Annotated in this window: 11 protein-coding genes; 7 read left to right on the top strand and 4 right to left on the bottom strand. The window is 67.5% G+C overall.

Annotated elements, in window-relative coordinates; genetic code table 11:
- The first annotated feature begins 73 nt into the window (after nt 1-73).
- The 3 genes from A3M1_RS0111970 (at nt 74) to A3M1_RS0111960 (ending at nt 5,832) form a co-directional block, all read left to right on the top strand.
- The gene (locus A3M1_RS0111970) at nt 74-2,068 is read left to right on the top strand and encodes a 7TM-DISM domain-containing protein (protein ID WP_018389209.1); all 1,995 of its coding nucleotides are present in this window, start codon (nt 74-76) and stop codon (nt 2,066-2,068) included.
- Nucleotides 2,005-2,685 carry a response regulator transcription factor gene (locus A3M1_RS0111965; RefSeq protein WP_018389208.1) on the top strand — a complete coding sequence of 227 codons (681 nt, stop codon included), beginning with the start codon at nt 2,005-2,007 and terminating at the stop codon, nt 2,683-2,685. The genes A3M1_RS0111970 and A3M1_RS0111965 overlap by 64 nt, the downstream gene beginning before the upstream one ends.
- A gap of 162 nt (nt 2,686-2,847) precedes the next feature.
- Entirely contained in the window at nt 2,848-5,832 is a 2,985-nt protein-coding gene (locus tag A3M1_RS0111960; RefSeq protein WP_245261878.1) for an autotransporter domain-containing protein, read from the top strand.
- A 166-nt stretch (nt 5,833-5,998) separates the two neighbouring features.
- Here the strand turns inward: A3M1_RS0111960 and A3M1_RS0111955 are convergent, their stop codons facing one another.
- The 4 genes from A3M1_RS0111955 to A3M1_RS0111940 form a co-directional block, all read right to left on the bottom strand.
- Entirely contained in the window at nt 5,999-7,162 is a 1,164-nt protein-coding gene (locus A3M1_RS0111955) for an osmoprotectant NAGGN system M42 family peptidase (RefSeq protein ID WP_018389206.1), read from the bottom strand.
- On the bottom strand, nt 7,159-8,877 hold the full coding sequence (ngg, locus tag A3M1_RS0111950) for an N-acetylglutaminylglutamine synthetase (protein WP_018389205.1): 1,719 nt from the start codon (nt 8,875-8,877) through the stop codon (nt 7,159-7,161). The genes A3M1_RS0111955 and ngg overlap by 4 nt, the downstream gene beginning before the upstream one ends.
- Nucleotides 8,867-10,642: an N-acetylglutaminylglutamine amidotransferase gene (locus A3M1_RS0111945; RefSeq protein ID WP_018389204.1), complete on the bottom strand. Its 1,776-nt coding sequence runs from the start codon at nt 10,640-10,642 to the stop codon at nt 8,867-8,869. The genes ngg and A3M1_RS0111945 overlap by 11 nt, the downstream gene beginning before the upstream one ends.
- A 169-nt stretch (nt 10,643-10,811) precedes the next feature.
- Nucleotides 10,812-11,483 carry a TetR family transcriptional regulator gene (locus tag A3M1_RS0111940; protein WP_018964109.1) on the bottom strand — a complete coding sequence of 224 codons (672 nt, stop codon included), beginning with the start codon at nt 11,481-11,483 and terminating at the stop codon, nt 10,812-10,814.
- An 81-nt stretch (nt 11,484-11,564) separates the two neighbouring features.
- Between A3M1_RS0111940 and A3M1_RS0111935 the strand changes: the two genes are divergently transcribed.
- The 4 genes from A3M1_RS0111935 (at nt 11,565) to A3M1_RS0111920 (ending at nt 14,987) form a co-directional block, all read left to right on the top strand.
- Nucleotides 11,565-12,305: an SDR family NAD(P)-dependent oxidoreductase gene (locus tag A3M1_RS0111935; RefSeq protein ID WP_026221288.1), complete on the top strand. Its 741-nt coding sequence runs from the start codon at nt 11,565-11,567 to the stop codon at nt 12,303-12,305.
- A 250-nt stretch (nt 12,306-12,555) separates the two neighbouring features.
- Nucleotides 12,556-13,308: a FadR/GntR family transcriptional regulator gene (locus tag A3M1_RS0111930; RefSeq protein WP_018389201.1), complete on the top strand. Its 753-nt coding sequence runs from the start codon at nt 12,556-12,558 to the stop codon at nt 13,306-13,308.
- A gap of 30 nt (nt 13,309-13,338) precedes the next feature.
- The gene (locus A3M1_RS0111925; RefSeq protein ID WP_018389200.1) at nt 13,339-14,250 is read left to right on the top strand and encodes an NAD(P)-dependent oxidoreductase; all 912 of its coding nucleotides are present in this window, start codon (nt 13,339-13,341) and stop codon (nt 14,248-14,250) included.
- A 53-nt stretch (nt 14,251-14,303) separates the two neighbouring features.
- Nucleotides 14,304-14,987: an amino acid ABC transporter permease gene (locus A3M1_RS0111920; protein ID WP_018389199.1), complete on the top strand. Its 684-nt coding sequence runs from the start codon at nt 14,304-14,306 to the stop codon at nt 14,985-14,987.
- Nucleotides 14,988-14,990 lie beyond the last annotated feature (3 nt).

Genomic DNA, 14,990 nt, shown 5'->3' with positions numbered 1-14,990 from the left:
CGAGCGAGCGACCGCTTGGTATATCAGTGGCGGGCGCGGCGCTGAGGGCCGGGCCGGTGACAGGCGGACAGGCATGCGCGAGGAAGCGGTGGACGATATGGCAGCGGCGGGCACGCGCCCCTCGCTGCCGGGCGCTGACGGCCTTAGCCGGCATTTGTCCGCGATCGCCCGCTTTCTCATCCTCGTATTGCTGGTGGGAGGCGGCGGCGCCATCGCCTGGACGGCGGGCGTCTCCTCGCAGGACCATGTGCTTACCCGCGCCGTGCTGGAGGACCGCGACGGCACGCTGACCATCGACGAGGTGGCCGGCGCCGACTTCGCCCCCGTGTCCCCGATTCTGGCGCGCGGCTACACGCCATCGGCCACATGGCTGCGGCTGACGGTCGGCCCCGCCGACGGGGGGCCGCTGGTGCTGCGGATCCGCCCGACCTATCTCGACCGTGTCTCCCTGTTCGAGCCGGTGCCCGGCCGGCCCGGCGTCTGGCGCGAATATGTGACCGGCGACCGCACGCCATTTCTCGAACGCGAAATACCTTCGGTCACGCTTGGCTTCACCATCTGGCCGAGTGGACCGGAAACCACCTATTATCTGCGACTCTCCACCACCAGCACCTCGTTGATGCATGTCGAGGCGCTGCTGCCGCAGGTGGCCGCGCTGCGCGACCTGCACATCCATGTCAGCCAGATCTTCATCCTGGCGCTGCTGCTGTTCATCCTGTTCTGGACCACCAGCGAATTCGCCCTCAACAACGACATCGTGGTGGGCTGCTTCGCCATCAACCAGATTTTCTTCATCAGCTACAACGTCCTGATCATGGGCTATGGCGCCCTGATCTTTCCTGATGCTCCGACGGGCTTCGTCGACACGCTGACCAGCGTCGTCGTCATTGCCACGCCGCTGTTCTCGATCCTGACCAACCGCCTGCTGCTGCGCCAGTTCGACCTCATCCCGGTGGCGCGCTGGGCGCTCGACGCGCTGCTGCTGGCGCAGATCGTCGCGCTGGGCCTGCTGGCCTCCGGCGCAACCCAGACGGCGCTGACGGTGAATGCGCTGGTGGTGGCGCTGATCGTGCCGCTGCTGCCGGTGATGGCGTTCGGCACGCGGCGCGATGCCCCGCCCGGCCGGCGGACGCTGCGCATCTTCTATGTCATCCAGGCGGTGTCGCTGCTTCTCACCATGCTGCCCATCCTCGGCGTCCTGCCGGCCTCGGCCTGGAATCTCGACGCCAACATCATTCATGGGCTGCTGTCCGACCTGCCAATGTTCGTGCTGCTGGCCCTGCGCTCGCGCGAGGCACGGCTGCGCGGCATCGAGGCGCAGCTGGCGCTCGACCTGACGCGCGGCCAGCTGGAGCTGCAGCGGGACCAGTTCGAGATGCAGAACCGTTTCATGGCGATGCTGACCCATGAGCTGCGCACGCCGCTCTCCGTCATTCGCCTCGCCGTCGGCACGGCGAAAGTGGAGGGCGAGCCGCGCCGGCTGATCGAGGCGGCGTTCGGCAACATGGACGGCATCATCGACCGCTGCAGCTTCGCCGATCGCATGGAACAGAACAGCCTTGATGTCGTCCGCGCGCCGGTAGACCTTGCCGCCCTATTGCGCGCGACGGTGTCAGCAAGCACCGAATCCGCGCGCATCGCACTGCGCACCGAGGCGCTGCCCCCGATCAATTCCGACCGACAGCTCATCGCCACGGTCCTGCAAAACCTGATCGACAACGCGCTGAAATACTCGCCGGAGGGCTTGACCGTCGAGGTGGCGGCGACCGCGACGACCGGCGACGCCGGCCCCGGTGTGTGGATCACCGTCGAGAACGAATGCGGGCGCACCGGCACGCCCGACCCGGCGCAGCTGTTCGAGAAATTCTACCGGGGGCCGCATGCCCGCACCAAGAGCGGCTCAGGACTGGGGCTTTACATCGTCCACGGAATCGTGGACCTCCTCGATGGTTCGCTTGCATATGATCTCATCGAGGGGAGAGCGCGCTTCAGCGTCTGGTTGCCATGCTCAGCATTGCCGTCGTCGAAGACAATGACGATCTCAGGGCCGCCATCGTCAACGCCCTGAGCGGTGAAGGCCACCATGCGGTTGGTTTCGACTGTGCCGAAGCGATTGCCGAGCAGGGGCAGGCGCTGCGGATCGACCTTGTCGTGGTCGATCTCAACCTGCCGGGCGAGGACGGGCTGAGCCTCACCCGCCGGCTGCGCGTCACCAATCCCGATATCGGCATCATCATGATGACCGCCCGCACCCGCACCGACGACAAGCGGATCGGCTATGAGAGCGGCGCCGACATCTATCTGGCAAAGCCGGTCTCGCTCGACGAGCTGGCCGCCGCCATTCTCGCCCTGTCGCGGCGGCTGCGCCCGGCCCTGCCGCCCCCGGCGGCGCTCATGCTGGATACGGTGCGGCTCACCCTGGGTGGGCCACGGGGCCTGACCGCCCTCTCCGCCCCCGAGGCGGCGCTGCTCGCCGCCTTCGCGCGGGCGCAGGACCACCGGCTGGAAACCTGGCAGATCATCGGCGTGCTCGAACAGGGCGACCGCGCACCCAATCGCAACGCGCTTAATGTCACCATGTCCCGCCTGTCCGCCAAGGTGAGGCAGTGCGGCGCCGGCGCGCATCCCCTCCGCTCGATCCGCAATTGGGGCTACCAGTTCTGCGAGCCGATCATCCTCACCTGAGCGGCGCGCCGCAACGCCTGGAACCCTCGATTACCTTTCGTAAGCTTCGGTAATCCTTCCGTTTTCCGCTTCGCTAGGCTGCCACCATGGGACAGCCAGGCGCGGGAGCCTGGGCGGGGGGATCGCAGGGATATGGGCAAAGGTGAACGCCGGGTGAGCCGCATGCGCGGCGCCGGGAGACTGGCTGTTGGCGGCGCGCTGGTCGTCGCCTTCTCCGGCCTGGCCACGCAAGCACAGGCAGACTGCGTGCGCGACGGCACGGTCGTCACCTGCGCCACCGCCTCGCCCAATGGCTATGAGGAGACCGTCACCGACGGGCGAACGGACCGCACGGTGAACGTCTCGGCCGATGTGGCCGACGGGATCGACATCACCCTCTCGGCTGGCGGCAACATCGTCATCGACCAGACGGCCGGAACGATCACCAATAATTACGGCGACAGCGTCTATCTCAAGACCACCGACGGCAAGGTTTCCGGCACAGTCGGCAACCTTTCGACCAAGGACAACGCGCTTGAGATCGTGGCGTCGGAGATTGACGTCACCGTCGCCGGCTCGGTGAGCGGGACGGGGCGTTTCTCCTCCGGCGTGGTCTTCAACGATGTCGGCACCGTCAAGATCACCAATGCGGGCGGGACCGATCATGCCATCTCCGGCAATTCGGCCGGCATCAATGTCTGGCACGCCGACAGCCTGACGCTCATCAACGAGAACGGAAGCAAGATCCTCGGCACCGGGCGGAGCAATAGCGGCGTTTTCGCCAACGACGTCTCAGGTGATGTCTGGATCTCCAACGACGCCAGTTCCATCACCGGCTCCACCGCGCTCGGCGTCTGGTACAGCGGCGGCGATGTCACCGTGCTGAATGGCAGCGGGACGATGTCCGGCTCTGATTACGGCATCGACATCTATTCCTTGGCCGGCAATGCCAGCGTCACCAATGGCAGCGGCCTCCTCGCGGGCGGCACCTATAGCGGCGTTTCCTTCGTCACCATCGGCGGCGACGTCGAGCTGCACAATGGCGCCGGCGGGCGGATCACCAGCACCAGCGACTATGGCGTGCTGGCCTATCTGGTCGAGGGCGATACGCGCATCGAGAATCTCGGCGGCTTCATCTCGTCGGGTGGTTATGGCGGCATCTATGCCGACGGGGCGAGCGTGACGATCGTCAATGGCACGGGAACCGATGCCGAGGAGATCGAGCAACTGGGCTTCATCACCGGCGGCATCGTCATTGACAGCGGCGCCTATTCGGCAATCGACAACACGGGCGGCGCGACGCTTACCAACGAAGCCGGCGGCGTCATCATCAGCCAGGCACTTGATGTGCTCGACCAGGAAATCACCCGCGAGCAGATCGCGGCAGCCTCGGCCGATCGGGTGGTGAAGGCCACTGGCGGCCGGATCGCCATAGTCAATGACGGCATCCTGATCGGGCGGGTCGAACTCACCAAGTCAGACGACACGTTCGAGAATTCGCGGGTCTGGGCCGTGACCGGGATCAACGATTTCGGTGCGGGCCACGACGTGCTCACCAATCACGGGACCCTTTACGCGGCCTCCTTTGCCGAGACCGCCGAGACGACCCGGTTCGACAATCTCGAAAGCTTCGTCAACCATCGTATCTTCAGCCTAGCCGATGGCGGCGCGGGCGACTTGGCCAGCTTCAGCGGCGATGTCTCATTCGAGACGGGCGCGACTTACCTGATCGACGTCGACCTCGCTGGCCATGCCGACCTGATCTCGGCCGGGGGCACGGCCACCATCGATCCCGGCGCCAGCATCCGGCTGCGGGCGGTGGACGATATCGCCTTCGGGACCGATTATCACGTGCTCACCGCCACCGGCGGCGTGGATGGCAATTTCGGGAATGTCGACGGCGAGACCCCGGTCTCGGCTTTTGTCGGCCTTACCTCCAGCAATACCGGCAACGACATTTTCGTGCGCTTCGACCAGGCGCGCGCCTTCACGCAAGCGGCGTCAACGCGCAACCAGCGGGCGACCGCCACCGCGCTCGACACGCTGCCGGCCAAGGGACCGACGCGCGGCCTGCGCAACGCGCTGCTGTTCCTCGAAACCGATGCCCAGGCGCGCGGCGCCTTCGACCAGCTAGCGGGCGAGGTACACGCCTCGTCGCAGAGCCTGTTCATCCAGCAGAGCGGGCTGATCCGTTCTGCGCTGATCGACCGGATGCGCGCGGCGCAGGGGGCGGTGGCTGCTTCCGCCGCGCCGGTGCTGAGCTATGCACCGGCTCAAGGCACCAGCGCCGCCGGGCGTGCCATCGACGACGGCCTCGTCACCAAGGCGGCCCCGGCCGCGGCGACCACGCCCGAGCGGGCGCTGTGGGCCACCGGCTTCGGCTCCTGGACCAATATCGACGGCACCGCCAATTCCACCGGGCTCAATGGGGCGACGGGCGGCTTCCTGATGGGCGGCGACGGGGCACTCGATGGCGGCTGGCGCCTCGGCGTGGCCGGTGGCTACAGCTCCACCTCGTTCAGCGGCCAAGGCGCCTCCGGCGACAGCGACAACTGGCATATCGGCGCCTATGGCGGCAACCAGTGGGGTGCGCTCGCCCTGCGCGCCGGCCTCGCCTATACGTGGCAGGACGTGTCGACCTCCCGCTCGGTCGCCTTTCCCGGCTTTGCCGACAGCCTGAGCGCTGACTATCACGCCGGCCTGTTCCAGGCCTTTGGCGAGCTCGGCTACCGGCTGGACACGGCGTTCGCCGCCTTCGAGCCCTTCGCCAACCTCTCCTATGTCAGCCTCGACACCGATGGCTATGGCGAATGGGGCGGCGCGGCGGCGCTCTCCTCCAGCGGCACCGACATGGAAACCAGCTTCACCACGCTCGGCCTCAGGGCGGAGAAAGAGGTGCTGCTCGGCGCCTTCGCCACGACCTTGCGCGGCGCGGCCGGCTGGCGGCACGCCTTCGGCGACATCACCCCGGTGGCGACGCAGGCTTTCCTCGGCTCGGCCGCGTTCGACACGACAGGCGTGGCGATCGCGCAGGATGCCGCCGTGCTGGAAGTCGGCCTCGACGTGCAGGTGGGTGCCGGGGCGACGCTCGGCGTCGCGTACACCGGCCAGTTCGGCGACGGCGTCAGCGAGAACGGCTTCAACGCAACCTTCACACTGGGCTTCTGAAGCTTCGCCGAGCTTCCGAAGGTTCGCATCGCGAGATCCCGGCGGAATGCGGGTTCCGCCGGCTCTTCGTGGAGGATCGGCACCGAAAGGTGCGGTGACGTCGCGAAGGCCCCGGGCTGCCAGGGTGGGGGCGCCCGGGGGACGCTTTTCGGGACTGTGAGGCTGCCTATTCCTCCAGCTCCTCACTGTCGACGTCGGACGACAGATGCTGCACCGCCTCGCGCGTCGGCTGGCGGGTGAAGCCCTTGAGGTCGGCCGTCTGCTGGAAATCGCGGGTGATCTCGACCGGGCTGACGACATAGGCCGTCACCAGCTCGGCCAGCGAGCGCAGCGCGTGCATATGGATGCGCTCATAGCCGTGCGAGGCATCGACGCCGAAGGTGATCAGCGCCGTGCGCACATCCGCCCCGGCCACCACAGCGCTGGCCGAATCCGAACGGTAATAGCGAAAAACGTCCTTCTGGCAGCGTATGTCGTTGGCACGGCACAGCTCGGCCAGCTTGCGGGTGAGGTGGTAGTCGAACGGCCCGCTCTGGTCGGCCATGGAGAGGGTGACGCCGAACTCGTCGGAATTCTGCCCCGGCGCGGTGGTGCCGTTGTCGATCGCCACCAGCGAGGCGACATCGGCGGTGAGCACGGCGGAGGCGCCGACCCCGACCTCCTCGGCAATCGAGAACAGCCAGTGAATATCCACCGGCGTCTCGGCCTTAACCTCGTGCAGCGCCTTGATCGCCGCCAGCATCACCGCGACGCCAGCCTTGTCGTCGAGATGGCGCGAGACGATGAAGCCGTTGTCGAGAAATTCCGACTGCGGATCGATGGCGATGATGTCGCCGACCTCGAAGCCGAGATGGGCGAGGTCGGCCGCGTTGCGCGTCCGTGCATCGACCCGCAACTCGACATGGTCCCAGCCGATCGGGTGCCGGTCCACCTCGTCGTTGAAGGTGTGGCCCGAGGCCTTCAGCGGCAGGATGGTGCCGCTATAGCCGCCCTTCTCGGTGAAGACAGTGCCGCGCGCACCTTCCGCGAAGCGCGCCGACCAGGTGCCGATGGGCGCCAGCGACAGCCGCCCATTCTCCTTCAGCATCTTCACCTGGGCGCCGAGCGTGTCGACATGGGCGACCAGCGCCCGCGCGCCCAGATGCGTGCCGCCGGGGCGGATGGCGCGGATGGCGCCACGCCGCGTCAGCTCCACCTTCAAATCGAAATGGGCGAGCTCCTTGGCGACGAAGCGGACGATGGTGTCGGTGTAGCCGGTGGGGCTGGGGATGGCGAGCAGCCGGCGCAGCATCTTGGCGAGGTAATCGGCGTCGATGGTCAGCCGCGTCATGCCTCCGCCCTCCCCTGCGGGGCGTCCATCACCTGACGCACCCCGGCGGGGATGGCGAGGGGGAACAAGAGGTCGATGAAGCGCTCGGCGGTGGGCTGCGGCTCGTGATTGGCAAGGCCGGGGCGCTCATTGGCCTCGATGAAGGCGTAGTCCGGCCCGGAGGGCGACGTCACCATCAGGTCGACGCCGACGACGGGAATATCGATCGCCCGCGCCACCTTGATGGCGGCCTCCACCAGCGTGGGATGCACCATGTCGGTGATGTCGTGAATGGTGCCGCCCGTATGCAGATTAGCGGTGCGCCGCACCTTCAGCTCGCGGCCGGCGGGCAGCACGCTGTCCATCGCCATGCCGGCGTCGCGCACCGTCCGCTCGGTTTCGGCGTCGATGGGAATGCGGGATTCGCCTCCGGTGGCGGCGGCGCGGCGCCGGCTCTGCGCCTCGATGAGGTCGAGCACGGTGCTGCGGCCGTCGCCGACCACGGTCGCCGGACGGCGGATGGCCGCGGCCACGACCCTGAAATTGATGACCACCAGACGGACATCCTCCCCCGCGACGCATTCCTCCACCAGCACTTCGCTGGCGAAGGTGCGCGCCTCGGCGATGGCGGCGTCGAGCTCGTCCAGCGAGGCCACCCCGACGCTGACGCCCTGCCCCTGCTCGCCGCGTGCCGGCTTCACCACCAGCCGTCCGTGCCGCTTGAGAAAGGCGGCGATCTCGTCCATCGGCGCGCTCGTGGTGAGTTGGGCAGGCACCCGCACGCCCGCCTCGGCGACGATGCGGCGGGTGATGCTCTTGTCGTCGCAAATCGACATCGCCACCGCCGAGGTCAGTTCCGACAGGCTCTCGCGGCAGCGCACCGTGCGGGCGCCGAAGGCCAGCCGGAAGAAGCCGCCGGCGGGGTCGATCGGCTCCACCAGAATGCCCCGACGGCGGGCTTCGTTGATGATGATCTGGGCATAGGGATTATATCCCTCGCTTTGCTCGGGGCCGGCGAACAGCCTCTCATTGATCGGGTTCTTGCGCTTCACCGTGAAATAGGTGACGCGCTCGAAGCCAAGCTTCTCATAGAGCGCAATGGCCTGCGCATTGTCGTACATGACCGAGAGGTCGAGAAAGGCCGCGCCCTTTTCTTTGAAGTGCTCGGCGAGGCGGCGCACCAGCGCCTCGCCAATGCCGGGCTGGCGCGCCTGCGGGTCGACCGCGAGACACCAGAGCGAAGCGCCGAATTCGGGATCGTCAAAGGCCAGGCCATGGTCGACGCCCGTCACCGTGCCGATGATGCGGCCCGTCGCCTCGTCTTCGGCCACCAGATAGGTGAGCGGGTCGGGCGCGCGCGGGGACTGGAAGAACTCCAGCGGCACCGTCACCATGCCGCGCGAGGAATAGATGCGGTTGATGGCGTCGGCATCCGCCCCGCTCGACAGCGCACGCACACCAAAGCCGGCGAACGGCCGGTCGGAGGGGCGATAGGAGGCAAGGTCCAGCCGGAAGGTGTGGGAGGGATCGAGAAACACTTCCTGCGGCGCGTGCGAGAGCAGCACATGCGGCTCCTGGACATAGACGGCAATGTCGCGCCGGTCCGGTCCTTCCTCGCGCAGCGTCTCCACCAGATCGGGCAGCTTGTCGAAGGTCTGGCCGAAGATCAGCCGGCCCCAGCCGACATCGAGGGCGCAATTGGATGTCACGTCGCTCTCCTCCCGCTCAGACGCCATGCGACTGGAGCCACATTTCCAGCAGCGCCACCTGCCACAGCTCGGAGCCGCGCAGCGGCGTGATGTGGGAGACGGGGTCGGCGAACAGCGTGTCGAGATATTCCTGCCGGAACAGCCCGCGCTCGCGCGCCGCCTGCGAGCCGAGCACGTCGCGCACCATGTCGAGATAGGGGCCGGAGATATATTTCAGCTGCGGCACCGGGAAATAGCCCTTCGGCCGGTCGATCACCTCATGCGGCACCACCAGGCGGGCGGCGTCCTTCAGCACGCCCTTGCCGCCATGGGCGAGCTTGAAGGCGGGCGGAATGGTGGCGGCCAGTTCCACCAGCTCATGGTCGAGGAAGGGCACGCGGGCTTCCAGCCCCCAGGCCATGGTCATGTTGTCGACTCGCTTCACCGGATCGTCGACCAGCATCACCTGCGAATCCAGCCGCAGCGCCCGGTCCACCGGGGTCGCGGCGCCCTCCGCCAGCAGATGGGCGGCGACGAGATCGCGGCTGGCATCGGTGTCGGCAAGCCATTGCGGCCCGAGCTGGCGGGCGAGCGTGGCATGGTCGCGGTCGAAGAAGCCGCGGGCATAATCGCCGACCACGTCGTTGCTGTCGGCGAGCGGGGGATACCAGTGATAGCCGGCGAACACCTCGTCGGCGCCCTGGCCGGACTGCACCACCTTGATCGACTTCGAGACCTCGCGGGAGAGCAGATAGAAGCCGATATTGTCATAGGACACCATCGGCTCGGACATGGCGTGGATGGTGTCGGGGAGCGCGCCCATCAGGTCCGAGGACGGCACGAAGATCTTGTGGTGGTTGGTGCCGAAATGTTTGGCGATGAGGTCGGAATAGACGAATTCGTCGCCCTTCTCGCCATTGGCCTCCTCGAAGCCGATGGAATAGGTGGCGAGGTCCTTCTGGCCTTCCTGAGCCAGCAGGCCGACGATGATCGAGGAATCCACCCCGCCCGAGAGCAGCACGCCGACCGGCACATCCGCCACCATGCGCCGGCGCACGGCGGTGCGCAGGGCGTCCAGCACCCGGTCGCGCCAGTCCTGCGCGGTGAGATTGGAATCCTCCGCGCGGCGCTCATAGGGCGGCTGCCAATAGACCCGCTCGGTGAAGCTGCCATCGGGGGCGTAGCGGCGCACCGTGGCCGGGGGCAGCTTGCGCACGCCCTTGAGGATGGTGCGCGGCGGCGGCACCACGGCGTGGAAGCTCATGTAATTGTGCAGGGCGTCGCGGTCGATCGAGCTATCGACATCGCCCGCCGCCAGCAGCGCCGGCAGGCTGGAAGCGAAGCGCAGGCGCTTGCCGCCCTCGGTGTAGTAGAGCGGCTTGATGCCGAAACGGTCGCGCGCCAGCACCACCGCGCCGCTGTCGCGCTCGGCGATGGCGAAGGCGAACATGCCGTGGAAGCGCTCGACGCAGGCCTCGCCCCAGGCGTGATAGGCCTTGAGGATCACCTCGGTGTCGCCCTGCGAGAAGAAGCGGTAGCCCTTGGCTTCCAGCTCGGCCCGCAGCTCGGGGTAATTGTAGATGCAGCCATTGAAGGTGAGCGTCAGCCCGAGTTCCGGGTCGACCATGGGCTGGGCGGCCTTGTCGGAAAGGTCGATGATCCGCAGCCGCCGATGCCCGAAGGCAACCGGTCCACGCGCCTCCAGCCCGGCGCCATCGGGGCCGCGCGGGGCAAGGACATCCATCATGGCGGAGATGGCGCGCGCATCCGCGAATGAGCCATCAAATCGAACTTCACCGGCAATCCCACACATGCGGCTGTCTGTCTCCCTGGCGTTTCATCCCGACCGAGCACAGGCGCGTGGCAGCACCCGCTCCGACCTACTGGGATAGGGATAAGCCGACGGGAGCCGAAACGTTTCACGCGAGGGGTCGTTTTTTACCGCCCCCGCCCCCTCGACGACGCGGTGGGGGGGAACAGGTTCAGCCGCCTTCGGGCCCGGCGAGGGCGAGGCGGGTCCTGACGCCCGTCATGGCGACAGCCGCCACCGCCTTCAGTTCCGCCCCGCTGGTCCCGTCGCGGGCGAGGAGCGACATGCCGGTCTGCACCGTCTGCACGAAGCGGGCGATCTCCTCGCAATCCGAGCCGGCGGGCATCTCGCCTTCGGCCACGCCACGCTCCAGCCGCTCTTTCAGCCGGGCGAAGGTGACGGCGCGAGCTGCGCGCACGAGATCGCCGAGGTCGCGGTGCGCCTCGCAGTCGACGGTCGCCAGCGCCACCATGCAGCCCGGCGGCATGTCGGCCACACCTCCGGTCAACGCCGACGCGGAATCGAACAGCAGTGCGGCGATGGCGCCTTCGGCCGTCTCCGCGGCCCTGAACCCTGCCCAGACGCGGCCTTCATAGCTGCGTTCATAATGGCGCAGCGTCTCGACATACAACGCCTCTTTGCAGCCGAAGGCGGCATAGAGGCTGGGCGAGCCGATGCCCATCGCCTCGGTGAGATCGGCGATCGAGGTCGCCTCATAACCCTTGAGCCAGAACAGCCGCATGGCCTGCGCCAAGGCCGCGTCGCGATCGAAGGCACGCGGGCGCCCCCGGCGGCGACAGGCCTCGATTGTGCTGGCGTCTGAAGGTCCGTCCGAATTATGCATCGCTCACTATATAAAGGCTTGACCGCCTCAATCAATCGCTTTAGCCATTTATGTATCAATCACTATATAATTGGATCGATCATGAGTGAGCTTGCAGGAAAACGCGCTTTGGTCACGGGCGCCTCGCGCGGAATCGGTGCGGCCATCGCCCTGGCGCTGGCGGAAAAGGGAGCGGATGTCGCCCTCACCTATGAGCGCTCGGCCGAGCGGGCGGCAGAGGTGGTGCGCTCCATCGAGGCGATGGGCCGGCGGGCCATTGCGATCCAGGCCGACAGCGCCGATCCGGCGGCGGTGAAGCGCTCGGTCGAAGAGGCGGTGGAGCGCCTCGGCGGCCTCGATATCCTCGTCAACAATGCCGGCATCGCCCGGCAGGGGCCGGTGGCGGAGATAAGCCTCGCCGACATCGACGCACTGTTGAACGTCAATGTGCGGGCCGTGGTGCTGGCCTCGCAGGCGGCGATCCGGCATCTGACGGCGGGCGGGCGCATCATTTCCATCGGCTCATGCCTCGGCGAACGGGTGCCGTTCGGCGGCGTAACGGTCTATTCGATGACCAAGTCGGCGCTGCTCTCCTTCACCCGAGGTCTCGCCCGCGAACTCGGCCCCGCCGACATCACGGTGAACCTCGTGCAGCCCGGCGCCACCGACACCGAGATGAACCCGGCCGATGGCGAACAGGCGGACGGGATGCGCAGCCTCACCCCGCTGGGGCGCTATGGCACGCCGGCCGATATCGCGGCGGCGGTGGCCTTCCTCGCCAGCCCGGCGGCGCGGCAGATCACCGGCACCACCGTCACCGTCGATGGCGGCTTCAACGCCTGAACGCAGAAGGCGCCGCGCAGGGCCCGGCCGTCGAGGCCGGACCCTGCCGCAGCCTGCCCGCCGACGGGCCCTTGCAGCGTTTCATCGCCGCCCATAGCCGGCGCCACCGCGCCATTTCCCATCCCGTTCCGGCCATCATCCACCCGATCCGCGCGCTTCCGAGCGCGCGGCGGCACAGCCGCGTCTTGACCTCGCTCTCTTGGTATGTACACTGGTCTTACCACGGCAAGACTAGGGTCCTTTCCCGGCGATGGACGAGACATTTGAAATCACCCGCCTCGACGAGCAGGGCGGCAAGGGCTTCGAGAAGGTGTTCGCCTTCCTGCGTGAGCGTTTGCTCGCCGGCGCCCTCAAGCCGGGCGACCGGCTGATCCCGGAACGCGACCTTGCCGCGCAGCTCGGCGTCAGCCGTCCGATTTTGCGTGAGGCGCTGCGGGCGCTGACCGTGCTCGGCATCGTCGAGATCCGCGACCGCGTCGGCACCATTGTGCGCCGGCCGGACATTTCGGTGCTGAACGACTTCTTCACCTTCGCCCTCGCCCACCGCGCCGACCTGATGGACGACATCGTCCAGGCGCGCGTCGCCATCGAGTGCCAGTCCATCCGGCTGGCGGCCGAGCGGGCGAGCGTGAGCGACCTTGAGCGCCTCCAGACCGCGCTGCGCCGCATCGAGGCGACGATCGACGATGTCGACGCCGGCGGCCGCGCCGATTTCGATTTCCATCACGCCATCGTCCAGGCCAGCGGCTCGGAGACGTTGCGCGTGCTCTACGAATCGATGTCGGCCGTGCTGATGCGCTCGCATGTCGACCGCCGTCATCTCGTCGGCGTCTTCGACATGCGCACCTACCTCATCGAGGACCACAAGCGCGTCTTCGACGCCATTGTCGCCGGCGACCCTGAAGTCGCGGACCGCTCGCTGCGCGAGCACTTCGCCATTGGCGACGAGTTCCGCCGCAAGCTGGCCATTCAGGGAGGGCCACGGGTCGCCAAACCCGACTGAACCGCGCCACAACAAAAAACGCAGGATGCTATGGGACGGAAACACCAAGGAAGCGTCGGCTTCATCGGCCTCGGCACGATGGGCCGCGAGATGGCACGCAATCTTCTCGAAGCCGGCTTCGCCGTGCGCGTGTTCGACGTCGTGCCGGCGGCGATCGACGCTCTCGTCGCGCTGGGCGCCGAGGCCGCGAGCGGGCCTGCTGATGCCGCCCGCGATGCCGATATCGCCATCACCATGCTGCCGGACACGCCGCAGGTCGAGGAGGTCGTGCTCGGCCCCGGCGGCCTGCGGACCGATCCGCCGCGCGGGCGCCTCATTGTCGATATGAGCACAATCGCGCCGGTGGCGGTTCGGCGCATGGCGGCAGACCTCAAGGCGGCCGGCATCGACATGCTCGACGCCCCGGTTTCCGGCGGCCCGATGGGGGCCAAGAACGCCGCGCTCTCCATCATGGCCGGCGGCGAGGCCGACGCCTTCGCCCGCGCCCTCCCCTATTTCGAGGCGATGGGCACCACCATCAACCATGTCGGCGGCCCGGGTGCCGGCCAGGCGGTGAAGCTGTGCAACCAGCTGATCTGCGGCATCAACCTTCAGGCGATCTGCGAGGCGCTGGCGCTCGGGCGTGCCTGCGGGGTCGATCTCGACCAGCTCAGGCAGGTGCTGCTGGGCGGCTCGGCCGCCTCGTGGATGCTCGACCGGCTCGGCCCGGCGATGATCGCCGGCGACGACGCGGCCGGCTTTCGCATCGACCTGATGCTGAAGGACCTGCGGCTGGTGCAGGAGCAAGCGCTGGCGCTGGCTGTGCCGCTACCGGCGACCGCGCTCGTCACCAGCCAATATGTCGAGGCGCGCGCCCATGGCGAGGGCGCCAACGGCAACCAGGCGCTGTTCCGCGTCTATGACCGCATGGCCAACCAGCCGCGCCACCCCGTCGACGGCTGAGCCGCCGGCCGCCTTCCCCTACGCCTCCTGGACAGTTGGGCGGAGCCTCCCCCATGGGTCTCGTACTAGATTTTTCGGTCGTGCTCGATCGCTGGCAAGCCCTGCTCGACGGCGCCACCCTGACCTTGCAGCTCGCCTTCATCGCGGTGGTGTGCGGCGCGGCGATCGGCGTGTTTGGCGCCATCGGCCGGCGCGGCGGCAATGTGCTGGTCGAGCGGCTGTGCGGCGCCTATGTCGAGGCCATCCGCAACACGCCGCTGCTGGTGCAGATCTTCCTGGTCTATTTCGGCCTCTCCAGCCTGGGGCTGCAGTTCTCCGCCTTCACCGTCGCCGCCGTGGCGCTGACCATCAATGTCGGTGCCTACACCACCGAAATCATGCGGGCGGGCTTCGATTCCATCCACAAGGGCCAGATCGAGGCGGCGGAAGGGCTCGGCCTGTCCCGGGCGCAGATCTACTGGCACGTCATCATCTGGCCGGGCATTGAGCGGGTCTATCCCGCCCTCACCAGCCAGTTCGTGCTGCTGATGCTGGCCTCCTCGGTCACGTCGCAGATTTCGGCGGAGGAACTGACGGCGGTCGCCAACTACATCCAGTCCGAGACCTACCGTTCCTTTGAAACCTACATCGTCGTCGCGCTGATCTATGTGGCGCTGTCCTTCATCATGCGGTTCGGCTTCTGGCTTCTTGGCCTGGCGCTGTTCCCGCGCCGGCGCCGCCTCGGCACGCCGCTGTGAGGA

Source organism: Ancylobacter sp. FA202, assembly GCF_000380205.1.
GTDB lineage: Bacteria > Pseudomonadota > Alphaproteobacteria > Rhizobiales > Xanthobacteraceae > Ancylobacter.
Note: the sequence above shows the minus strand (reverse complement) of the source record. Positions and strands in the feature narration are given on the sequence as shown.

Bases quoted from the DNA above. Each gene is read 5' to 3' on its own strand.
- A3M1_RS0111960 (WP_245261878.1), top strand. From the start codon at position 2,848: ATGCGCGGCGCCGGGAGACTGGCTGTTGGCGGCGCGCTGGTCGTCGCC.
- A3M1_RS0111945 (WP_018389204.1), bottom strand. From the start codon at position 10,642: ATGTGTGGGATTGCCGGTGAAGTTCGATTTGATGGCTCATTCGCGGAT.
- A3M1_RS0111930 (WP_018389201.1), top strand. From the start codon at position 12,556: ATGGACGAGACATTTGAAATCACCCGCCTCGACGAGCAGGGCGGCAAG.
- A3M1_RS0111920 (WP_018389199.1), top strand. From the start codon at position 14,304: ATGGGTCTCGTACTAGATTTTTCGGTCGTGCTCGATCGCTGGCAAGCC.
- A3M1_RS0111970 (WP_018389209.1), top strand. From the start codon at position 74: ATGCGCGAGGAAGCGGTGGACGATATGGCAGCGGCGGGCACGCGCCCC.
- A3M1_RS0111935 (WP_026221288.1), top strand. From the start codon at position 11,565: ATGAGTGAGCTTGCAGGAAAACGCGCTTTGGTCACGGGCGCCTCGCGC.
- ngg (WP_018389205.1), bottom strand. From the start codon at position 8,877: ATGGCGTCTGAGCGGGAGGAGAGCGACGTGACATCCAATTGCGCCCTC.
- A3M1_RS0111940 (WP_018964109.1), bottom strand. From the start codon at position 11,483: ATGCATAATTCGGACGGACCTTCAGACGCCAGCACAATCGAGGCCTGT.
- A3M1_RS0111925 (WP_018389200.1), top strand. From the start codon at position 13,339: ATGGGACGGAAACACCAAGGAAGCGTCGGCTTCATCGGCCTCGGCACG.
- A3M1_RS0111955 (WP_018389206.1), bottom strand. From the start codon at position 7,162: ATGACGCGGCTGACCATCGACGCCGATTACCTCGCCAAGATGCTGCGC.
- A3M1_RS0111965 (WP_018389208.1), top strand. From the start codon at position 2,005: ATGCTCAGCATTGCCGTCGTCGAAGACAATGACGATCTCAGGGCCGCC.